The organism is Altererythrobacter sp. BO-6 (assembly GCF_011047315.1).
Taxonomy (GTDB): Bacteria; Pseudomonadota; Alphaproteobacteria; order Sphingomonadales; family Sphingomonadaceae; genus Erythrobacter.
The window spans coordinates 520,012-543,023 of the sequence record NZ_CP049259.1 but is presented as its reverse complement, the minus strand read 5'-3'; the positions used below and the strand labels follow the sequence as shown (position 1 = coordinate 543,023).

The 23,012-nt window shown below is 59.2% G+C and carries 15 protein-coding genes and 1 pseudogene; 4 read left to right on the top strand and 12 right to left on the bottom strand.

Annotation, left to right across the window (positions count from 1 at the left end; all coding sequences use genetic code 11):
• Positions 1-179: 179 nt before the first annotated feature.
• From G6N82_RS02605 to G6N82_RS02570, 8 genes are all read right to left on the bottom strand, one after another.
• Positions 180-1,400, bottom strand: coding sequence for a glycosyltransferase family 4 protein (locus G6N82_RS02605; protein ID WP_165193447.1), 1,221 nt, complete (start codon positions 1,398-1,400; stop codon positions 180-182).
• Entirely contained in the window at positions 1,388-3,013 is a 1,626-nt protein-coding gene (locus G6N82_RS02600) for a hypothetical protein (protein WP_165193444.1), read from the bottom strand. The genes G6N82_RS02605 and G6N82_RS02600 overlap by 13 nt, the downstream gene beginning before the upstream one ends.
• 210 nt (positions 3,014-3,223) lie before the next feature.
• Positions 3,224-4,123, bottom strand: a complete 900-nt coding sequence (locus G6N82_RS02595; RefSeq protein ID WP_241255166.1) for a glycosyltransferase — start codon at positions 4,121-4,123, stop codon at positions 3,224-3,226.
• Positions 4,124-4,310: 187 nt separating this feature from the next.
• Positions 4,311-5,735: a glycoside hydrolase gene (locus tag G6N82_RS02590; RefSeq protein WP_165193441.1), complete on the bottom strand. Its 1,425-nt coding sequence runs from the start codon at positions 5,733-5,735 to the stop codon at positions 4,311-4,313.
• A gap of 12 nt (positions 5,736-5,747) precedes the next feature.
• Positions 5,748-6,791 (bottom strand): glycosyltransferase, encoded by a 1,044-nt coding sequence (locus G6N82_RS02585; RefSeq protein WP_165197893.1) that lies wholly within the window; start codon positions 6,789-6,791, stop codon positions 5,748-5,750.
• A gap of 74 nt (positions 6,792-6,865) precedes the next feature.
• The gene (locus tag G6N82_RS02580; RefSeq protein WP_165193438.1) at positions 6,866-9,025 is read right to left on the bottom strand and encodes a GNVR domain-containing protein; all 2,160 of its coding nucleotides are present in this window, start codon (positions 9,023-9,025) and stop codon (positions 6,866-6,868) included.
• Between the two features lie 69 nt (positions 9,026-9,094).
• Positions 9,095-10,810, bottom strand: a complete 1,716-nt coding sequence (locus tag G6N82_RS02575; RefSeq protein ID WP_165193435.1) for an outer membrane beta-barrel protein — start codon at positions 10,808-10,810, stop codon at positions 9,095-9,097.
• Positions 10,804-11,646, bottom strand: coding sequence for a sugar transferase (locus tag G6N82_RS02570; RefSeq protein WP_241255165.1), 843 nt, complete (start codon positions 11,644-11,646; stop codon positions 10,804-10,806). The genes G6N82_RS02575 and G6N82_RS02570 overlap by 7 nt, the downstream gene beginning before the upstream one ends.
• Before the next feature lie 193 nt (positions 11,647-11,839).
• Here G6N82_RS02570 and G6N82_RS02565 point away from each other — a divergent pair, with 193 nt between their 5' ends.
• Both G6N82_RS02565 and G6N82_RS02560 read left to right on the top strand, forming a co-directional pair.
• A complete protein-coding gene (locus G6N82_RS02565; RefSeq protein ID WP_165193432.1) occupies positions 11,840-12,442 on the top strand; it encodes a polysaccharide biosynthesis/export family protein in 603 nt (200 codons plus the stop codon).
• 269 nt (positions 12,443-12,711) lie between these two features.
• On the top strand, positions 12,712-13,401 hold the full coding sequence (locus tag G6N82_RS02560; protein WP_165193430.1) for a response regulator transcription factor: 690 nt from the start codon (positions 12,712-12,714) through the stop codon (positions 13,399-13,401).
• Positions 13,402-13,431: 30 nt separating this feature from the next.
• Here G6N82_RS02560 and G6N82_RS02555 read toward each other — a convergent pair whose 3' ends face one another.
• The 4 genes from G6N82_RS02555 to malQ form a co-directional block, all read right to left on the bottom strand.
• Entirely contained in the window at positions 13,432-14,634 is a 1,203-nt protein-coding gene (locus G6N82_RS02555; RefSeq protein ID WP_165193427.1) for a cell wall hydrolase, read from the bottom strand.
• A 157-nt stretch (positions 14,635-14,791) separates the two neighbouring features.
• Positions 14,792-15,217, bottom strand: coding sequence for a hypothetical protein (locus tag G6N82_RS02550; protein WP_165193425.1), 426 nt, complete (start codon positions 15,215-15,217; stop codon positions 14,792-14,794).
• Positions 15,218-15,485: 268 nt separating this feature from the next.
• Positions 15,486-15,995: a PilZ domain-containing protein gene (locus tag G6N82_RS02545; protein ID WP_165193422.1), complete on the bottom strand. Its 510-nt coding sequence runs from the start codon at positions 15,993-15,995 to the stop codon at positions 15,486-15,488.
• A 236-nt stretch (positions 15,996-16,231) separates the two neighbouring features.
• Positions 16,232-18,205 (bottom strand): 4-alpha-glucanotransferase, encoded by a 1,974-nt coding sequence (gene malQ / locus G6N82_RS02540; protein ID WP_165193419.1) that lies wholly within the window; start codon positions 18,203-18,205, stop codon positions 16,232-16,234.
• A 219-nt stretch (positions 18,206-18,424) separates the two neighbouring features.
• Between malQ and G6N82_RS02535 the strand changes: the two genes are divergently transcribed.
• Positions 18,425-20,812, top strand: coding sequence for a glycogen/starch/alpha-glucan phosphorylase (locus G6N82_RS02535; RefSeq protein ID WP_241255238.1), 2,388 nt, complete (start codon positions 18,425-18,427; stop codon positions 20,810-20,812).
• A pseudogene (gene glgB / locus G6N82_RS02530) lies at positions 20,809-22,975 on the top strand (1,4-alpha-glucan branching protein GlgB). Before G6N82_RS02535 ends, glgB begins: the two are co-directional and overlap by 4 nt.
• Positions 22,976-23,012: the final 37 nt, after the last annotated feature.

The following is a 23,012-nucleotide window of genomic DNA, read 5'->3' as shown; positions in this document are numbered from 1 at the left end:
GTCTGAGCCCCTTATAGTTTGTTCCACTCCAGCGCGGGAGACGCGCACTGTGCTTAGACCAAACGCGCTGGGTCTTGTTCCCAAAGGGAGTAGCTGTTTGATTGCGTGGTGAGGAACACCGTTGGTACGCCCGATCATGAGCCGGCGGCGGAGGTGCGGCGGCCAAGGGATATCTGACTTCAACCGAGTTTGTTCTCGAACAGCTCCACGAATGCTTCAAGCCACCTTGCGGAAGTCAGGCCGAGTGAACCGGCCTGAGCGTAGCCCGCTTTACTCATTCGTTCGATCGCATCATCATCTTCTGCAAGCGAGGCCATCATGCTGGCCAACTGCTGGGGCTCAGCGATATCGAAGGCCCTTCCGCATCCGATCCGCATGACGTCCTCAGCCAGGTATGCGTGCGATGCCACGATCACGGGCAGGCCGCTCATGGCAGCTTCAAGGATGACCAGCCCGAAAGGCTCAACCACCCTGCTGGGCACGATCAGTGCGCGAGCTTTGCGCGCCAGGCTGGCAATTTCCTGACTACCAAGCCAGCCTGCAAATTTGATGCCTTCGTGCGAGGTGGACTGTTCATCTGCAAGCTCGCCTGTACCCGCCAGAATTAGCTCCTGTCCCGAACGTTCAGCGGCCCCAATGGCCAGATCGGCGCCCTTGTCCCGGCCGATCCGTCCGACAAAAAGGAAGCCTTCGTTGTCTTCTGCTGCAATCCTTGTTTTGCTCCATGGCTCGACCGGGTTGGGTACAGTTGCCAGGTTCTTGGCCGGGAATCCGGCAGCCACGAACCTGCTTCGCATGCGCTCATGCAGGAATGTGAAGGTGGCTGCGCTACTCGCGAAATCTGCCGTGTGATTGAGTTTGACCTGTCGCGCAACGCGCCAGCCCTTTTGTAGGTAACTGCGTCGATCGCAATTGGTGACTAGGCATGGGAGTGACAGCGGGCGTAGATCGCAGGGCGCGGACTTCTGAAAATTCGTGAAGCCTCCATTCGGGCAGACATTGAAGAAATCGTGGCAGGTTACGATCAGTCGATCCTCGACCGGCCGCAGCGCGCGGAACACTGCCGACGACAGGATCTGGGCCCAGCTGTGAAGATGATAGACCGTGTTGGCGGTATCATGGCGGCGGATCCAGTTGGAAATGATCGCTTCGGCAGCAGAGTTGTTGATCCCTTTTCGCATGGCTTCCAGACGGGATAGCTCAAGCAAAGGACCGGAATTGAGGGCAACCGTTGACACCCCAATGCGCTCGAGTTCGGGATTGGCCGCATCGCCGCAGATGTAGGTAACGGGCAGGCCAAGCCGGCGATATTGCCGGGCTGCCTGTAATGCGATTGCCGCCGAGCCGCCGTTCGCGCTGGAGAAATCGTTGATGATAACAACCTGGCCTATCGCTGGCATTGGTCAGCTCCGGACCTGCGCTCTGGACGCCGTCTGCAAGCCATCCTTCCGGTACGCGCAACCATTGATAGGGGGTTGAATGATAATCGCGGGCGTCTTGCTGACCATCTTACGAGCCCGGCAAAGCCACCGAATTTCTTCCGTACGTCCATGACCACTCGTCCGCCGCGAATATCCAAGTGATGGCAACCGTCGATCCCTTCTGCGAAGTCAGGCAAGTGAGTTGCTACTCGCTCCTCTTCGTATTCGGTGAGTGAAAGGCGGGAAATCTTCATGATGTTGAGGCCATAGCCATATCGCCCATGGGAGTTGTCTTGAGAGATACGAAACAGATCGCCACCTATCTCGATTATCCTTCCCCCGTTCCGCGCTTGCCGGGCATTGAAGATTACCGGGTTGCAGGCATGCGGCCGGGGATCGGCCAGGTCAGGCCCATCGACCTGAAAGATGTAAAGCGCTGTGCTTGTATCGAGGAATGCGTCTGTCGCGATGTTACTGAACAGCCACCAGCTATCGCCAATCTTCGATAGTGTTGAGTCTGCTGCCCAGCATCCTTCAAATGCCGTCGCGTAAAGCTCCCACTGGTCAGGGAACGAAACACATTTCCAAACTTCCAGCCGGTTGGCGTTAAAGCTTTCCGGCATCATGAAAAGCGTGCCTTCGTCCTCGAACAGAAAGGGAAACGACAGATGATAATCGCGCTTCAGGACGGGCCGAATTTCGATGAGCTGGTTATTCTCGAACCTGCCCACGCTGATATGCCCGCGGTCTGCGCGATAGTCATATTCCTCGAAGAAGCAGAAGCATTCACCATCCCGTTCCCAGAGGAAAGGGTCGGCATAAAGCGAATTGTTCTCGGAAATGATGGAGTCGGCGGATTTCGGGTTGAATTCAAGCAAGCCTGAGGTTGCCGATATCAGATGGAACATGTTCGGACGGAGCCGAGCGCGTGCGCTCACCTCGTCCAGCAATTTCTTCGCCAACCTGCTGAAAAAGGTCGGAATATACCTCAGTGTTTGCACCAAATCTGGGGCATTCCTGACCTGGAACGCAAGCGATCCGGAATGCCTCGGCTGCCCGACGCGATAGGTCCAACGTAACTCGCGCAGCAATAGCGGGATTGCCATTTCGAGCATGAATTGGCCGGTGCGCGAAGCGGCAAATTTCAGGTTGAGCAGCCCCTCTTCAATGCCGAGCGGTACTTCTTCACCCGAAACCCGGCGGAACAACGCGATGCGGGCGGCTGGCTCTCGCGATACGAGCTCGGCCAAGCCCGCCATGGCCGGATCGTTTACCGGAAATCCCAAGAACCAGACGCCATGGCGGGCCAATTTTCTGTCGCAGGCGAGGCCATATTGATCCGAGAAGTCGAGGATTACGTCGAGGTCCAAAGCCGCCAGGGCATCACTGTCGGTAGCGCCGAACAAGGGCAGCTCTTGGTCGGCCAAAGCGGGAAAGCCGGGACTTGCTGCTTTTGGTCGCGACACTGTCGCTTGTTCGATCGAAAACCATGCCCTTGCCAGCACCCCTCCACCTTTGATCATCGCATTGGCGACTGGCCTGATCAGGGCGCACAATTCCAGTTGTTGTTCGGCAAGGATATTCTTGATCAATCGAATGCCCCAGGCCGGTGGATTGGGGGGGTCTTCGAATATGACTGCGATCCGCAGGGCCCGCCCGCCCGCAGGATGCGCCGAAACATCTGATAAAGCTTGGCTAGACACCGTCAGTATCTTGTCACGTCGGTAAGAACGGAGCCAAGCAGGCAATACCTAACGCGATGATTTGCAGAGGAAAAAATCGTCTCGCTCCCGAGTAAATGGCTACAAGGAAACGATCCGACCGGGATCAACTCGCCCCCTCGTGAGATCAGCGAGTGCGAGGAAATTCCCTGCAAGTCGGCCGCGGCGATCGATATTCGGTTCTGGCCATAGGCTGCGCCCGCAGTTCATCAGGATATTCCGCATCATCAGCGATAAGCCGCGCCATGGGTCGATCGTGCCCTTGCGCAGCAGGTATATGATGTTCGAAACCTGGGAATAACCCAGCCGCAAGCCGGATTGCCGGCCACCGCTGGTGCCGAGATGGATACCGGTCAGCGAAGGTGAACGGATCATCTGGCCTTTGCGCGCAACCTGGTTGCTGAAGTCTACGTCTTCCTGCCAGCCATAAAGCGGCAGCGCCTCGTCGAACTGCAGGCCCTCGGTTGCGCTGGTCCGGAATGCCATGTTGCAGCCATACAACCAGCTGATGGGCTCTTCACGCCCGTATGGCAAAGCCGCGCCGGAATCCAGCATGCGTGCCCCGTCCGCAAAGTCGATCGGGGTCGTATGCGCGCCATCGGCAATCAGAACGCCGGTCAGGCCCACAAGCTGCGAATTGGCCGCGAAATGCCGCTCAAGGTTTTCCAGGTAATGCTCTTCGAGCAGGAAATCGTCGTCGAAAAATACGATGACGTCACACTTTTCGCGCAGGCGGCGGAGCGCTGCATTGCGCTGCTTGCATAGGCCTTTTTCCGAAAGGACGATCTCGACGCCGGGGCAGGCTTCCGCCAGTCCCGCGACGTCCTGCGGATCGCTGCCGACAACCAGCACGCCGTCGGCCGGGCGCGATTGCAGCGGGTAGCGCGCAATGGTCTGGCAGAGCAGATCCGCCCTGCCGACCGACGCGACTACAGCCCAGATCCTCAGTTTCCTGCGTTCGATTGACTTCTCTGGTGTCATTCGCTGCGTTTGCCCGGCAATTTCATCTTGACGAGAGACTAGACCATTCATGCAGGACGCCGAAGGAAGCAAAGGAAGGAACCCGAAAGTGGTAAATCCTTGCCTGTCGCAGATTATGATATGCGTGGACTTTTCCCCTGTTTCTTGAGATTTGCTTCTCGGTTGCCAGGGTCTGCTCTGCTTCGGATCAGGGCTTCCATCGCACGCCGGCAACGTCCTGGTCCGCTGCATTGATCAGGTCAGGCAATCGGCTCCGCATGGCGATGGCAGCCCCGGCCATGATGGAGAACAATGCGCGAGGTACGACATTGGGCGAAGAGACTGCTGCAGGAACAAGGCTTAGAAAAGCCGCAACCGCAAGCGCGCCGCCGATCGACTGGAGTTCGCTTGGTCCGGTTGACCAAGTCGATCTCTTTGAAGCTTGCAACACGGCTTTCAGATAAAGGGCGAAGGACACCGTGCCAATCACTCCGGTCGATCCGAGGATTGCGGTGACTATGCTAGAGGACCGGAAACTTCCGGGGCCGATACCAAGGCCGTAAGATGCAATGAAGCTGTCCCACCCTTGCAGCGCCCAGAACAACCGCTGCTGGCCCGAAAAACTGTCTGACTTCCCGAATGTCATGTCCATGACCAGTTCGTAGACCCCGATGGGCAGTCCTGGAGCAAGCGCGATCAGAACGCTTAGCACAAACAGAATACCGAACATGGCAATGGCAGTGTGAGCGAGTTTGTCGCGCGGTGTGACATGGGGGAAAAGGGCTGCGCGGAACACAAAGAACAAGCCATAGGCAGCCATTGCGACATAGGCGGTTGATGCGGTGCTCAATACCAGCATGAGCGCCATGGCCAAAGCGGTGAGCCCCGTCGCTACAGGACGGATGGATCGATACCAGAATTCGGCGCAGGCAAGAAACAGAGTGAAACCCAGGCCGGCATAGGTGGAAGCTTCAGGGAGGACGCCCCTGATCCGGATGAAGCCGGAAGCGGAATGGTCGAGCATCGAGTAGCCACCATTGCGAAAGGCCGTCAAAATCGCTTCGAAGGCGCTTCCACGGGTGGCGAGGTCAACAAGACCGGATGCAACATGAAACCAGCTTGCGAGCAAAAGCGCCGAAACCAGGGCGCCGGGCCCGGACCGGATGCGGGCAAAGACATAGCCGGATATTGTCAGCAAGAGCGCGCCGAGAAGATAGAAGGCTGCTGTCAGGTTTTGTGCCGTTGGCCGTAAGGGAATTGTGTCGAACGGCCCCAGGGTCTCGCTCGGACGCATAGGGAAAACGTTGACCGCACCGTCAAAAATGCGAGGAGCCAGATAGGCGGAAGCGATACCGTAGACCGCAAATAGAACGAACCATTTGTTGTCGATCACAGAGTTTGGCAGCAACCCGAGATATCCGCCCTTGGGAGCGAGGATTCTCAGCGTTGTGAACATAAGCGCAAATTGGACTGGAGGGATCGAAGAGCCTCCCAATCCAGGAAGTAATATGGCTGCCGAACCTTCGAACAGCGCGCTCGCGACAAGGAAGATCACGGCACTGCGAACGCTGCCGACGAGCACGACATAGGCGCCGATCACGATCTGGATCATACCGATGAAGGTCAGTTCCATCGCCGCCTCCGCTCAGCCTGCGTCCAGCAACTTCATGATTTTCCGGTCGAATTCCTCTGGTGCGAAGCGACGCGCATGTGCAATGGCGGTCTGCGGATCGAATTGATCGAGAAACACCTCGGTTCGCTCCACAGCATCGATCAGCGCATCACTGTTCTGCCTGTCGAAAAAGACCCCGGTTTCCCCTGGCACAACGCTGTCCTTGGCACCCCCGCGCCCGAAAGCGATCACCGGGCGGCCCGAAGCCATCGCTTCGACCGGGGTTATCCCGAAATCCTCCTCCGCGGTCATGATCAGCGCCTTGCTGCGGGCATAGGCCGATTTGAGCGACGCGAAATCCAGCCTTTCGATGAAGGTGATGTTGGGCCTTGCCATGGCTCGCAAGTTCTTGAGCATCCCTCCCGTGCCGACCATGGTCAGCGGTAGGCCGAGCGCATTGAATGCCTCTACAGCCAAGTCGGGCCTTTTGTAGGGCACCATCTGCCCGACCCACAGATAGTTGTCGCTCAGATCGTTTGTGGGTCCGAAAAGACTGGTTTCGACCGGCGGATGGATCACTTCCGATTCACGGCGCCAGACCTTGCGGATCCGCTGCTGGATGAAGTGCGAATTGGCCACGAATTGATCGACGCGCGCGCTGGATGTCACATCCCATTGGCGCAAGCGGTGGTACATCAGCGGCATTGCAAGCTTGGCTGGCAATGAGGCCTCTGTGCGGTATTGGTGGTACTGGTCCCACAGATAGCGCATCGGCGAGTGGCAATAGCACAAATGAAATGCATCAGGCCGGGTGATTACACCTTTGGCGGGGCCGGCTTCGCTGCTGATTACCAAGTCGTATTCGCTCAGGTCCAGCCCTTCGAGCGCGATCGGCATCAGTGGCAGGTAATATTGGTACAGCCGCCGGGCGAAAGGGAGGCGATTGACAAACCCCGCCTTGATCGGTGCTTTCCTGAGGGACGGAGACATGCTGTCCGGGGCATAGACATTGGTAAACAGATCGGCGTTGGGGAACAGATGCAGCAAACGCTCGACTACCCGCTCGCCGCCCCGCATGGCGACGAACCAGTAGTGTACTATTGCGACGCGGCGTTCAGAAAATGGGATGTTGGACACGGAGTTTCCCAGCTCTAGCGCCGACTTAGTCCGGTCTCCTCATAATATTCCTTGTATTGGGCGTAATAGAAATAGGGGTCATGAGGATTGAGGAAGGAGCGGCGGTTCATGTCCACGCCGCTCAAGGCAACACCCAGCACATTGACCTTGTCTGGCGGAAGCCGCCGCAAGGCTGCGCGGATCGCAAACTTTGAGGTCGAGCGCCATTTGGTCGCCAGCACAACCACGTCGGCACGGCTTGCCAGGATTCGAGTGGCGGCAATCGGAAGAACGGGGGGCAAGTCCAGGATGATCCGGTCAAAGTGACCACGCAGCCGTTCCAGCAGGTCGACGAATTCCTGCCCCCGCAACAGGTGCTCCGGTTCCTCGCTGCTCGGCGACAGCGGCAGGACGCAGAAAACATTGTCGCCATCATATTGCTCAAGATCGATGGGTGCCGTGCCCTTCAGCACATCGATCAGGCCCTTCTGGCCAGCCTGCATGTTGAGCAAGCGGCTGATGCCCTGGCGGCGCAAGTCGCAATCGATCAGCATCGTGCGCATCCCGCCTGCGGCCAGAACGCTTGAGAGGCAGCAGGACATCACGGTCTTGCCTTCATTGGGCAGAGCGGAGGTGATGGCTATGACCTGTGCCTGTCCCTGCGTGGCGAGATCGATTGATGCACCAAGCGAACGGAACGATTCGGCAAAGACCGATCTCGGGGCGTCCTGGATAGCGGTTGCCGGATGATCCGCGCCATCGTTCATCGAAGACAGGAGCGGGATAGAGGCAAGGCAGGTCAGACCCAGATCGCGCTCCACTTCGTCGGGCGACGAGATGCCATGGAACATGGCTTCCCTGATGTAGGCCGCCACTATTCCCAGCCCTAACCCGATCACGAGCGCCAGCGCCAGGTTCAACGGGATATTGGGCGAGGCCGGAAGGAGCGGTGGCTCTGCCAGGGTCAGGATCTCTGCGTTCGGCTTTTCGCTTCCTTCCGCTGCGATCAGTTCCTTGAACCGGTTTAGATAGGTTTCGTAGATTTCCTGGGACGCCTGGGCCGTCCGTTCCATTTCACTCAGCCCGACCATCGCATCATTGTTTTGGGAAAGCCGGCCGCGCGCAGAAGCAAGGCTGGATGTCAGTGAAGCAAGCCGTTGCCCCGAGACTTCCTGCCTGGCTCGAAGGTTCGAGATGACCCGGCTGATCTCTGCTTCGATCCTGCGCCTGACTTCGTCGAGCTGGCTTTGCGCCCGAATAAGCTGCGGGTGGTTAGGGCCGTATTTCGCAGAGAGGTCGGCAACGGTCGTTGCTGCCAGTACTTCCTGCGAACGAAGTGACGAGATGACCGGTGAGTCCAACGCTTCCCCAACGTCGTCGCCGGTCGATCCCGACCTGAGCTGGGCGAGAGCGGTTCGCAGCCGTGCCTGGTCTTCTGCAGCTGCCGCACGTGCAGACGTTACTTCCTGATTGTAGGTGGCAATCTCCTGTTCCGTCAGGGAAGCGCCCGAAGTGCTGAGCAGGTTGTTGTTTATCCTGTATTGCTGCAGCGCCTGTGTGTCGGCCTGGGCCTGATCGCGCAGTTCGGAAAGGCGTTGTTCCACGATCTTCTTGGCTTCAAGGTTGCGTTGTTTCTCTGCGTCGACATCCCAGTCCACGAACTGGCGCGCAAACTCGTTAGCGATTTCGGCGGCCGCTCTTGCCTCGCTCGCTTCATAGCCAATGCCCATCGCGTAACTTTCTCCAGCGCGGCTTACGGACACATTCTCCTGGAGCTCATCGATCAAGTCACGCTCGTCCTCGCCCGACAGGCCTTCCGTCATGCCTAAGGATTGGGCCACACGTTTGGCCATCTGCTGGGAAGTTATGATCTCGATCTGGGTGTCGACAACCTCTGCATTGAGGATCGGCTGAGGGGAACTTGCCGCAGTCGACTGTGTCACGATCGCGGCATCATTGGTCAACATCACAGTGGAATCAGCCCGGTAGGTTCGTCCCATCAAAAGAGAGGCCAGCAGGCCCAACGCAAATGCAGCGCAAGTGGTCAAGGCGATAATTTTGAACTGACGTCGAAAGAAGCTAACGCTCTCCGTCAGATCCATGCGGTCCGCCGCCACCAGCGAATTTGCGCTGGCGTTGGCGATGGCGCGACCGACGGAACCGTCAGCCATTACAAGATCAGTCGACCCGTTCATTTCCGATCTCCAAAAGAGCGGACGGGGAGAACAAGCCTGGCCAATCGCCGCATTTCAACCACTCCACCCTCACCACGATGCCCGCAGGCCAATTGAACCAGCGGCACCTTTGTATGACCGGCCGAACTCCCCTCCGTCCTGATTGCGATAGCTCCCGGTCAGGATCAGCCCGATGTTGTCAGCCAGTCTGTAGTTTGTGGACACGGACGCGAAGAAGCGCTTGTCATTGCGCGGCGTAGCCCTGAATTCCTCGTCGAGGTATCCGGCCTCCGCGCCGACCAGCAGGCGATCGCCGATGGCGCGCTGTCCGCCCACCCTGAATTCGGTTGCCACGACGGCCGGGGCTTCGAAGCTCCGGCTCGGATCGATTACGCGGCTGGCACTGGCGGTTAGTCGCCATTGCGGCATCGGGGTCCAACTGGCGGTAAGCCTGTAGTTCAACTCGCCGACCGAACTAAGCGAGGGATTGTCAAAGTTTTGACGGATGTAGCCAACACCAATCTCTACATCGATCAGCGCGGTCACTTCGTGCCTTACCCCGACCAATGCGGCATAGCCGCTCGAATCCCGAGATGGGTTCACGGGCAGCTGATAATCGATCTGGTTTCCGCTAAGCTCGCCGAAAATCCTTGTCTTGGCATTCATGCCCAGATCCGCGCGCAGCCTTGCCGTGCGAATGTTCACGTCACGGGTTGAAAGATCGACAGGTGCCGCGCCGCTTGTCGTATTCGAATATTGCCGTTTCAGAACATTACCGGCGAACACCAGACCCAGCCGGTTGGCTGACCGCTCAATTTCAAATCCGGCCCGTTTCTCATGGAATACGACAGGCTCATCCGTGAAGAATACGTCGCCCGCAGTCCCGCGCTGCTCGATCCCGCGCTGATAGCCGGCAATCGCCCTGACATTGATGCCATAGCCCAATTCCATGAGTGCTCTTGCGTTCAATCGGTACTGCTCGCTGTTCTCGTCCGAGATATCGAAGTAGCGCCGAATATCGGCGTCGGCCTCCAGGCTGACTTCATGGCGGCTGAAGTCGGACCTCAGGGTCAGGGCTGGCCTGAACGAGGCCAGACCATCTTCGGTCTTCTGCTCGTCGTCATTGTAAATGTTGCTGTCATAAGTGAGATCGACTGTTGCCCTGGGATACAGCACGAACCCGGGCGACACCCGCACACCCTCTCCGGGATCCGCATCGAACAGCTCAACCGGCGTGACGACTTCGGGTGCTTCGGCAAGAGCGAGGCGAGGTGCGACCAAGCTCATGCAAACGAAACCTGCCAGTCGCAGGATAAGACCGCGATTCCGCCTTGGCCCTGATGCTGCCCTAAGCGAGATGGCTTTGTAGGCAGAGCCATTGCTACGGCGCCGAGGCAACAGGGCGAGGCAGAAAACAAACGCGAGGTCCTCGACTTCCTGCATCAAGCGGTCAATCGCGCGTAAAATGACGCCCGGCTTGGCGCGGCGCGCGTCCCGGCTTAGTCCTTGAACGTGGTACCCTGTACGGCGCAAAAGGGCCGCCCACGCAATTTGCAGCCTCGCTGCGATGCCAACAATTGCCCTCTGGAAAAAACTAGCCCAAAGGAGTAAGTCGATAACCATTATGGCTAGTGCAATGGGCGTGAAAGACTCTTCCAGAGCAGGCAAGTCACGGCGCGTGCGTGATGGGATCGCCAAGTGCGGCAGCTTTGGGCGCGGCTTCCTGTTCGCTGCGCCAGTCGCCATTGCGCTTTGGTCGCTCGTCTTTTTCTTGGCCTGGTGATCCGGCAAGCTGCGCATCAGCATGATCCCTTTCCCGAAATGACCGCCGGGATAGTCATGAACAGGATCTTCAAATCGAGCCAAAGGCTCCTCGATCTCGCATAAAGTACATCTGCCGCTACCCGGCGGCGGTAGGAAAGATTGTTGCGGCCGGATACTTGCCATATCCCGGTGATGCCCGGCCTGACGCTGATATAGGTTGTTATGTAGCGGCCATATCTGGGCACTTCGGCCCGGATGATCGGACGTGGCCCGACAAGGCTCATCTCGCCGCGGATCACGTTGATCAGCTGCGGCAATTCATCAATGCTGGACAGGCGCAGAAACTGGCCGATCGGGGTTATGCGTGGATCGTGCTTCAGCTTTTGGTTGCAGTCCCACTCGTGTCTTAGTTCGGCATTCCTGTCGAGCAGGGCAGCAAGATGCGTTTCAGCATCGGTGCGCATGGAACGGAACTTGAAGCATCCGAACTCGCGGCCGTAGAGCCCGATACGCTTGTGCTTGAAGAGGATCGGGCCATGGCTGGTCGCTGCGATTGCCGCGGCCACAAGCGCAAGTAAGGGCAGCAAAAAAACAAGCAGCGCGATGGCTAAGGTAACGTCGAGTATCCGGGTGGCAAATCGGTCTGTCACGTGAGCCGGCGCTACAAGATCGGATGCCATCGTGATCAGCTCTCGCTCCGAGAGCGACGAGCCCGCGCTGAAGAACGGGCTTCCTGCGCTTGCCTGAGCATCTGCCATGGCACTGTCATGTTTGGTGGTGTGCATGATTATCGGTTGTTCGATCGCTGATCTGTTAAGGGCCCCGTCGCAGCTCCGGAACTCGCTTGAATCACGGATTTGCAGAACCTTAAGGTCCATCAGAACTGCCCGGTGGACAATCGCGCATCGGTTGTACGTCCAATCCAGCCAAAGGGGCTAACGTGAGCGTCTTAAAAGCCGCAATTCTCCCTCCAAATGGTAATTCAAAGGCAAAGCGGCATGGCTTAACCCCACCGAGAGCCAGTGGTGCGAAGATCACCGCCTGTTTTGTGCAGGATGAGAGGGAAGCGGCATGCGCGAAAATATCTGCGGATCGATGCAACGAGCATTTAAGGTGGCAGCCTTTGCCGCATTGTGCGGACTTGCGACGGCGTGTGCATCTGACAACCTTGCTGTGACCACCGTCTCGCAGGCCAACAGCGAAATCGCCGCCGGCTATCAGATCGACGCCGGTGACAAGCTGAAAATCACCGTGTTCGATGAAGATACGCTCACCGGCGAGTACACCGTAGGGACCGGCGGCGCGATCTCGCTTCCGCTGCTTGAACCAATTCCGGTCAAGAACATGTCCGCCCGTGAGGTGGCCCAGTTGATCGAAGGAAAATTGGCCGCCGGCGGTTATGTCCTGTATCCGCGGGTATCGGTCGATATCCTTGAATATCGACCTTTCTTCATCCTCGGAGAAGTTGCCACGCCTGGCGAATACCCCCATGGCGGAGACCTGACCTTAGAGCAGGCGGTCGCCAAAGCTGGCGGTTATACCCCCCGTGCGCAGAAGAATGCCGTGGTGCTGAAGCGTCAGGACTGGCCGGAAAGCCGCCTGATCAAGCTGGGCGAGGCTCCCCTGAAGATCGCTCCCGGAGATACGATCATTATCCGCGAATCCTTCTTCTAGGTAAGTCAGGTTAGCTGCGGCAAGCGAACTGGCCGCTGATAGCGCACCGCAGCGCAATCGCAGGGCCGCTGCCAGGTTTCTCGCTGTCCCGTTTCGGGATACTTACAACCGTGTTAAAAAAGTTCATTGATTTGTTAGCCGCATTACAGCATCCTCCGACTCAGCCGTTCGGAGTCGCTGCCACGGCAATTATCGATAAAAAATCCTACCGTGGTTAATTGACGAGAGCGGTTTGGGGTCGAAATCGAAGTTGTCGGGGAAATCTTGTAATGTCTAGCGACCTTTGCCTATTGAGCCTGCATGATATCTCTCGCGAAGGGCTGCATCGCATTCTCTCTTCCGACGGTTTCAACATCCTTGTTTCCTGTCGAAACTTCAGCCGAATAGTTGAAGCCACTTTCGACAATGAGTTCTCCGTCGTGATCGATTTGCATGATCGCGAAGGCCAGATGGAAGCGATCAGGGCTATTAGCGCAGCGCACCCCACCGCGAAGATCGCAGTGCTGGTCGATCATTTCGAAATGAGCAGCATGATCGAATGCTTCGATGCGGGCGTTGATGGCTACATCGTCAAGTCAATGAGCTCGCAGCCTTTGACCACCGCTCTTCGCCTTGTAACCCTTGGGCAAAAGGTCCTGCCGTCGGAGCTGGCGGATGTGCTGAGCCGTCATGGTGGCGAGCACCCGGTCCCGACCGGCAATCTTGAGCATGAGATGGAAGGCGCGAACCTTTCGGCGCGGGAACGCGATGTGCTATGCTGCCTGATGGGCGGTTATTCGAACAAGGTGATCGCGCGCGAACTGGACGTTTGCGAGGCGACGGTGAAAGTGCATGTCAAAGCGATCTTGCGCAAGCTGGATGTCAGCAACAGGACGCAGGCGGCGATGTGGGCGAGCACCAGGGGGTTTTCGAACTACAATCTGGCAGGCCATGGCCGGATTCAGCTTGCCGACAACTGACGGCGCGCGACAACTTTAAACTTAGTCAATTCAGTGCCGCTCCCGCAGGAGATTGGCCAGCGCGGACTTGTCGGCAGGTAGGCATTCCTTTGCAGATGGACGGTCAACCTTCTCGCAATCCCATAGCGCAAGCGACATTGCAGAAGCCGCATCGCGGATGAACAGGAAGATCGGGCGACTTCGCTCAGCCGGAGCGCCAGCCTGATTGCGCAGCATCTGTTCCTTTCCTGCATAGCCAAGCACCTGGCAATCGGACTGCCCCTTGCACGCCTTCATCGCCGCCATTGCCCAACGGCCACTCGGTTCACCTTGCTCCACCGTGAGGAAAATTGCGCTAGACTGCGGCGACTTGGGCGGGTTTGCATGCGCTGACAGTTCATAGACCGGCCCTTTGTCGACGGGCATAATGCCAGGCACAACGGTAGCATTTTCCAGCGCAGCGGTCTCCGCAAGACTACGTTCGCGCAGTTCGTCATATATCCCCTCGGTGCCGAGGCGCCTTTGGCCGGACAAGGTCCCTTTTCCTCCCGGCCAGCGATAGAAGATGTGCGGGCCCACCATGCTCAACCGTTCCAGCTTTCCGCTCCACCAGGGGTTCACGTACGCGGCGTGATAATGCGTGGCGGTGCCTACGTTTTTTTCGACGAAGCCAGCCAAGGCTTGCTGCGAAAGTGCCAACGCGCTTTTCCATGCACTCGGGGAAGGTCGCCGACGTTCGAGCGAGCCGTCGCAGGTAAAGGTAAACTGGCACCCTGTCGGCAATTCCGAACCTTCGAATACGACGCCGCAGAATGTGTTGGGGAAGCTCGCATTGTTTACCCGGTTGACGACGGTCTGAATCACTGCGCGTTGCCCGACCGGGTCATTGCCCGCTTCATACCAGGCTGCCGCAGCCAGGCACTCTGCTGCCCTGTTACGATCAATCGCGCCTCTCTTGTCGTGAAAAGGTTGCGCGGCGACCAGGGTCAATCCGTTAAAGGGAGCCTTGGGAGACGACGAGGCGAACAGCGAACTTACGCTGATACTGGAACCCACCAATCCGTCGGATGCGACATGGCCGTTGAACGAGGAGTCCTTGGCGTATTGCGGCCCGGCAGCGAGCGTGAACGCGGCAATGCCGCCGACCACGGCAAGCGAAGCGTTCCTGGGCAGCAGACCTTGCGCGACTCTTCCCAATCGCGTTGCATTCGCAAGCAGCCGCTTTGCGCGGCCGGGGATCAAGGAAGTGCTCATCCGTCTGCCGATGCTGCATTGTTCTGCCGTTGATGAGTGGCGTAGCATCGCTCAGCGACAGGGCGGTATTGCGCATAGGTGTTAGGTCGGATTTGCAGATCCATTGCGCGCTGGGCAGACCGTCGCCCGGCAGAATGTTGGCTGTTCGGTCCGGTTGCTAGCCCTTGGAGGTCGAAACCACCTTCAGCACCGGATCCTCTCCGTTTGCGGATGCCGATGTCCTGAGAATGTCGAAGTCCTTCTTTGCGGCTTTTCTGGTCGCATCGGACACCAATTCCGCTCCGTCAAAGCCGCCGGCTGAGATTTCCGACACGATGTCTTCCGAATGGAGGTCAAGCGTCTCGTCGGCCTGGCCTAGCTCAAGGCACCACTTTGTTCCTGGTACGCTGCGTTGGCGCAATGCAAGCAGGCACTCGTCAAGCTCGTCCTGGTGCTTGTCGATGGTGCTAAGGGCCGCCCGGCGATCCTGTTGCGCTTTCCGGAAGCGTGAGTCTGCGTCGAGGAATGCCTTTTCCGCCTTGAGCAGATCGCTTTCGATCTCAGCCAGGCTACGCGCACCCGTTTGCGTATTTTCATCGTTCATCGCATTCATCCCCTAGGATTTCCCACAGCCTCTCATGCGGCATGGCTTGGCTGGGCCTGCCTTTTGCTTGCGCGTCATCAATGCCGAGTCTGCGACAGCATCGAAGACGTATCATGTTCGAGCTGCAGCTGGATATTACCCAAAAGGGTTGCCGGTACTCCGCACTTTTGCCCGGGCACCAACGCGTATTTGCCAATCGATGAGCCAATTATGGCTTACCGCAACTGGCAGTCCAAAAGTCAAGCGGGGCAATCCTCCGCGCAGTAGGTCAGTTCGTTTTCGATACCATGGCGATAGTCATGCCGTCGGCAGCCTGTCTGAAGCCCACCAGCCGATAACCGCTGGACCCCTTGGTTTGTTCGAACTCCAGTTTCCATTCGGTGAGCTCTTCAAGCGTCGGCTTGATGCCTATGGGCATTTCCTCGACGGTGGATTCGATTTCGCTGTCCCGAACATCGCCAGGGGCTTGCAGCAGGGCCGCGCTGATCGTGTGCTGGGAAACGGGGGTGAGGAATTCACAACCGTATAAATTGCCGTCGTTCCAGACGATCTTTGCGTCGCAACTTCCGATAAAGGGGAGATCGACCGACACGATTTCACCCATTGCGAGATCAACAAGGGTTTCAAACATCAGGCCAGTCTCGGACATATTGGCAATCATGGCCTGCGCCCATTCGCCCGAAGACGAGACCCGGCCTGACAATCTCAGCGTGCGCCGCTGATCGCTGCGGGTTTCCCGCAGTATTTCGCCTTGCAAAGGGCGGACAAACTTACCCATCAGGCAAAGAACCTCAACCTGCGAGATGCAACCCACTCTTGTGGCTTGTCACACATCATCGCTTTCTTTTGCAAATCCGGACGCTGACATTCATCTCTGCTAAGGCACGTGTTGTCAGTCTGCGGCTCAAGTATCAACAGCACATTGGGATTAGGGGACTACACCTAGCGAGTGTCAATCGGGCCCGGCAGAGACACCAAAAGGATGGTCGCTTGAGGCACAGCCTCAATGGGACGCTACGAACGCCGCGCATTTGACAGCGAGGCGCAGCGCGCTGCGATTTGAGGCCGTTCGGTGACATCGTGCAGTGGCGCTTCGTAGCGACGACGCCAGTTGGGGTGCTCGCTAACCGTGCCGGGAAGGTTGGGCTGTTCTTCCTCGCCCAGCAGGTCTTCCAGCGGTACGATCGCCAGGACAGTCGGCGTTCGGGCGATGTGCTCAATCGCGGCATCGACCACCGGGTCCGTGTCGGTGGGTGCCGGGCGGGGACCGCGTTCGCCAATCGTCGACCATAACAACCCGCGGTCCCAGTCGCGGATTTCGTCCGCCTTGGCGCGGCTGACATCAGTCGGCAGGCGGCCGAGCCGTTCGGCCCAGTCGAGGTCGCGACCGCTCCACCATCCGGCGACTGTCACTGTGTCATGTGTGCCGGTCATGCCGACGCTGAGCGGCTCGTAATCCTGCGCACCGATGAAACCGTGATCTTCAGCACGCTCGAACCACAGAACGCGCATGCCGAGCATCTGCCGCTCGGTCACCGCCTGCGTGAAGCCATGCGGCGCCGTTCCCAGATCCTCTGCAATGATCAGCGATTGCGCAAGATGCGCTTCAAGCGTGGCTAGGCGGATCAAATCCTCGAACGGGAAGGTAAGATAGGCGCCATCGCCTGCACCGCCACCCTCTGGAATGACCCAAAGGCGGGAAAGCCCGAAAGCGTGGTCGATACGCAGACCGCCGCCTGCCGCCATTGCATTGCGCAACATGGCAATCCACGGCGCATAGCCACTTTGTTGCAGGCCCTCGGGCGAGAAGCCGGTGATCGACCAGTTCTGTCCCAGGGGTCCAAGCGGATCCGGTGGCGCCCCAATGGTTAGGCCGGTCAGCATCGCATCGCGCATTGCCCAGGCATCGCTGCCCGATGGATCAACACCCACCGCCAGGTCATTGATAAGACCGATCGCCATCCCCGCATCACGCGCGGCTTTCTGAACCTGTGACAGGCTTTCGCGTGCCAGCCATTGAAGAAAGGTGTGGAACTCCACTTCTTCGGCATATTCGGCGGCAAAGTTTGCAGCCGCCTCGCCAGCAGGATCATGATAGGTCGCAGGCCACGCGCGCCAGCCATGCGCGCCTCGCGGGCGAAAGTGCGAGTCCAGCGCGTCAAACAGCGCATGGCGCCGCAATCCTTCTCCATCCCCGGCGCATGTGTGCAGGACTTCTGCGCAACGGGTGGGCTGAAGTTCATCGAAAATGGCGCGCAGAGCCTGCAGGCGGGCGGGCAGGGCGGCTTCCCAATCGATCAACTCCCCGCCATCGCGCTTAGCCAATGGCGGCAGCCCCACCAGCGCCGGATCGCCCATCGCACTGTTGAGGTAAATCCGGCTCGACGGCGAATAAGGGCTGAAACCTTCGCCATGTCCGGGAAACAGCGCGTGCACCGGGTTGATCGCAATGGCATCCGCACCTTTATGGGCGAGCGCGTTGACGGCATGCGACAGTTCGAGAAAATTGCCAAAGTCGCGCGGCTCGCTGCCCCTTAGCGACGGTATCTGGAGCGACACGCCCCATGGTCGCCGATCTTGCAGTTTTGGCAGGGGGCAATGCCGCGGCGCCACCGCCAGTTTAAGCGGCTGGCCGTCGATAACCATGTCGTAATATCCTGGCTCACCGACCGGCGAGAGGTTTTTGCCGGTAATGGTGAGTGGCCTGGTCATGCCGCTTTCATCGACAAGCTCCGCCGTTGTGCCTGTTACTGGCAGGGCGATCGCCTGTCCGGCATCAGCCACCAGCATTGCGGGCAATCGCTGTTCGCGCTGCTTGAGCGCGCCGAGGCTATGGGCAATCTGAGCTTCACTCTCGGATGGATGGCCGAGCGCGCCAAGAATTGCTGTGAGTACTTCGTCGCTGACCTTCTGTTCGCGCCCCTCGACATCGCGCCATTCGCGGGCAAGGCCGCAAGCCTTCGCCAAGGCGTGCAAAGGGTTCGTCATGCCGTCTCCAACCTTTCGAAGGCAGCGCGCGGCCCCGAAGTCTTCTCTGCATCGGTTCCGGCAATCCGCTTTGCAAGCGGGATCGGCCGATTTTGCGCAATGAATACGACTGTATTGCGGATTCGGCGATTGCTGCGTGCCCGACCAACCGCTTACAGTGAGGCTGATTTTGAAATGAGGAGTACCCGCCGCGTGACAATCAATCAGAACGGCAAGGCGATGGAACTGGAAGCCAGGATCATCGATGTGCTGCGTCACCGTGTGGGCAAGAACGAGCTCGCCGCCAAGAAGCACGACTGGTACAATGCCACAGTCCTGGCGCTACGCGACGACATCATCGACCGTTGGTTTGCGTCGACTTCCCGGACCTACGAAACCAAAGGCAAGCGGGTCTATTACCTCAGCCTGGAATTCCTGATCGGTCGGCTGCTTCGCGATGCGCTATCGAACCTGGGTTGCACGCGGGACATGGAACATGCGCTGCGCGAGCATGGGCTCGATCTTGCCGCACTGGAAGAGCTGGAGCCCGATGCAGCGCTCGGCAATGGCGGGCTTGGGCGGCTTGCGGCGTGCTTTATGGAGAGCCTCGCGAGCCTCGACATCCCTGCCTATGGCTATGGCATCCGCTACGTGAACGGCATGTTCCGCCAGCGCATCGATGACGGCTGGCAGGTCGAGCTGCCCGAAACATGGCTGGCGCATGGCAATCCATGGGAATTCGAGCGGCGCGAAAGCGCCTACCGGATCGGCTTCGGCGGCGAAGTGGCGAGCGAGGGCGGGAATATCCGCTGGAAGCCTGCCGAAACGATCGAAGCTACTGCAGTCGATACGCCGGTGGTCGGTTGGCGCGGCAAGCGGGTCAACACGCTGCGGCTGTGGACCGCCAACGCGCTTGACCCGATCCGGCTCGATGCCTTCAACGCGGGCGACCATGCCGGGGCATTGGCTGCCCAGGTTCGCGCGGACAGCCTGGTGCGCGTGCTTTATCCGGCGGACTCCACGCAGGCGGGGCAAGAGCTGCGCTTGCGGCAGGAATTCTTCTTTTCCTCGGCATCAATCCAGGACATCGTGCGGCGCCATGTCCAGTATCACGGTGACGTGCGGACGCTTCCCGACAAGGCAGCGATCCAGCTTAACGACACGCATCCTTCGGTGGCCGTTGCGGAACTCGTCAGGATATTGTGTGATGATCATGGCCTGACCTTTGACGAGGCCTGGGACATTACCCGCAAGACGATTGCTTACACCAATCACACGTTGCTGCCTGAAGCGCTGGAAAGCTGGCCGCTGCCGCTGTTCGAGCGCTTGCTGCCACGCCACATGCAGATCGTCTACGCGATCAATGCCCGTGTGCTGCGCGAAGCGCGCAAGGCCGGGCTTGATGATGCCGCGATCTCCGCCATCTCGCTGATCGACGAGCATGGCGAACGGCGCGTGCGGATGGCCAACCTTGCCTTCGCGGGGGCGCACAGCGTCAACGGCGTGGCCGCGCTGCATACCGAGCTGATGAAAGAGACGGTGTTCGCCGATCTCCACAAGCTCTATCCGGACAAGATCAACAACAAGACCAATGGCGTGACGCCGCGCCGCTGGCTGCAGCAATCGAACCCGCGCCTGACCGGCCTGATCCGGGAGGCGATCGGAGACGGTTTCCTTGACGATGCGGAAAAGCTTTCAGCCCTGGACAAGATGGCGGGCGACGCCGCATTTGGCGAGCGCGTGGACGAGGCCAAGCGGGCGAACAAGGTCGACCTGGCACACCATCTGGGCGAGCTGACCGGGATCAGGCTCGATCCCGACGCGCTGTTCGATGTGCAGATCAAGCGCATCCACGAATACAAGCGCCAGCTGCTGAACCTGATCGAGACGGTCGCGCTTTATGACCAGATCCGCAGCCATCCTGAGAAGGACTGGGTGCCGCGCGTGAAGATCTTTGGGGGTAAGGCGGCGTCGAGCTATCACAACGCCAAGCTGATCATCAAACTGGCCAATGATATCGCGCGGCGGGTCAATTCCGATCCGTCCGTTGGCGAAATGCTCAAGGTCGTGTTCGTGCCCAATTACAACGTGTCGCTGGCAGAACGGATTATCCCAGCGGCTGACCTTTCCGAACAAATCTCCACCGCCGGGATGGAAGCATCGGGCACCGGCAATATGAAGTTCGCGCTTAACGGCGCGCTGACCATCGGCACCCTCGACGGCGCCAATATCGAAATCATGGAGCGCGTGGGCCGCGACAATATCGTGATCTTCGGCCTCACCGCGGAAGAGGTCGCGGCCAAGCGCGCTGACGGCTACAATCCACGCGCCGTGATCGAGGGGTCGCGCGAATTGGCTCAGGCGGTCCACTCGATCGCCAGCGGGGTGTTCAGCCCCGATGATCCGACCCGCTATGCCGGGCTGATGGACGGGCTGCTCCATTCCGACTGGTTCATGGTCGCGGCCGATTTCGATGCCTATGCGGTCGCCCAGCGCGAGGTTGACCGACGCTGGCGTGACCGGGCTGGCTGGCGCAAGGCGGCGATCCACAACATCGCCAATGTCGGTTGGTTTTCGTCTGACCGGACGATCGCCGAATATGCCCGCGACATCTGGGGCGTGCTGTGAAACCATCGGCAGAGGCCATCGCTGCGCTGCTCGACGGGACGCATTCGGACCCGTTCGCGCTGCTCGGCCCGCACGAGGGGCCAGAGGGCACATTTGCCCGTTCAATATTGCCCGGCGCTGAGGATGCGGAGGCTTTCTCGCTCAAGGGCGGCAGGCTCGGCATGATGATGCGGGTCGATGATCGCGGGCTGTTCGAAGGCAAGCTGCGCGGCAAGCCCAAGCCGGTCAAATACCGTTGCCGGGCGCAGGGCAGCGAGTGGTGGGTGACCGATCCCTACAGCTTCGGGCCGGTGCTGGGCCCGCTCGACGATTTCCTCATCGCGGAAGGCACGCATTTCCGCTTGTTCGACAAGCTGGGCGCGCATGTGATCGAGCATCAGGGGTGCGGCGGCGTGCACTTTGCCGTCTGGGCGCCGAATGCCCGCCAGGTGAATCTGGTCGGCGATTTCAACGATTGGGACGGCACGCGCCACATGATGCGGCGGCGGCTCGATATCGGGGTGTGGGAAATCTTCATTCCGGACATCGGCGAAGGGCGCGCTTACAAATACCGGATCACCGGCCCTGATGGCACAGTCCAGCCTTTGAAGGCTGATCCCTTCGCCTTTGCCAGCGAGCTCAGGCCCAAGACCGCTTCCATCGTGGCACGGCCGGGAAAACGCGAATGGGGCGATGCCGCCCACCGCGAACATTGGGCCAGCGTCGATCCCAGGCGCGAGGCGATCTCGATCTACGAGGTCCATCCCGGCTCTTGGCAGAGGAACGAGCACGGCTGGTTCCTCACCTGGGACGAGATGGCCGAACGGCTGATACCCTATGTCACCGAGCTGGGCTTTACCCATATCGAATTCCTGCCGGTTTCCGAGCATCCCTATGATCCGAGCTGGGGTTACCAGACGACGGGCCTGTTCGCGCCATCCGCGCGCTTCGGCGATGTCGAAGGCTTTGCGCGTTTCGTCGATGGCGCGCATCGCGCAGGCGTTGGCGTGCTGGTCGACTGGGTGCCTGCTCATTTCCCGACCGACGAGCATGGACTTAACCGGTTCGACGGCACCGCGCTTTACGAGCACGAAGATCCCAAACTCGGGTTCCATCCCGACTGGAATACCGCGATCTACAATTTCGGGCGGCGCGAAGTGCGCTCCTTCCTCGTCAACAATGCGCTGTTCTGGGCCGAGCAATACCATGTCGATGGCTTGCGCGTGGATGCGGTCGCGTCGATGCTCTACCGCGATTACAGCCGCAAGGACGGCGAATGGATCCCGAACGAGCAAGGCGGGCGCGAGAACTGGGAAGCGGTCGACTTCATGCGCGCCACCAACAAGGCGCTCTATGGCACCCATGCCGGCGTGATCACTATCGCCGAAGAATCGACCGCCTGGCCGGGTGTGTCGCAACCCGCCTTCGACGAAGGGCCGCGCACCAATCTGGGATTCGGGTTCAAGTGGAACATGGGCTTCATGCACGACACGCTGCAATACATGGCCCGCGATCCGATCCATCGCCGCTATCACCATGACGAGATCACCTTCGGTCTCGTCTATGCCTTCAGCGAGAACTTCGTCCTGCCGCTGAGCCATGACGAGGTGGTGCACGGCAAGGGCAGCATCCTCGGCAAGATGAGCGGCGACGACTGGCAGCAATTTGCCAATTTGCGCGCCTATTACGCGATGATGTGGGGCTATCCCGGGAAGAAGCTGCTGTTCATGGGGCAGGAGTTCGCCCAGCGCCGCGAATGGAGCGAGGAACGTGCGCTCGATTGGGAGCTGACTCAGGCTCCTGCGCACGCCGGAGTGAGCGCGCTGATCAAGGATCTGAACACCTTCTATCGCAGTGAACCGGCGCTTCACGCGCGCGATTGCGAGGGCGAAGGGTTCGAATGGCTGATCGCCGACGATGCGCAGAACTCGGTCTTCGCCTGGCTGCGCAAGGCGCCCGGCGCAGCACCGGTTGCGGTCATCTGCAACATGACCCCGGCGATGCACGGCCATTACCGCGTGCCGCTGCCGCATGACGGCGAGTGGGTCGAAGTGCTCAACAGCGATGCGGAATGCTACGGCGGCACTGGCAAGGGCAATCTGGGCAGCGTGCGGGCCGAACACGGCGGCGCGCACATCGTCCTGCCCCCCGTTGGCGACGGTAATGCTGCGGTTTGCAGGATAACATAATGTAACGAGAACAAACGGGATATTGGGAGTGA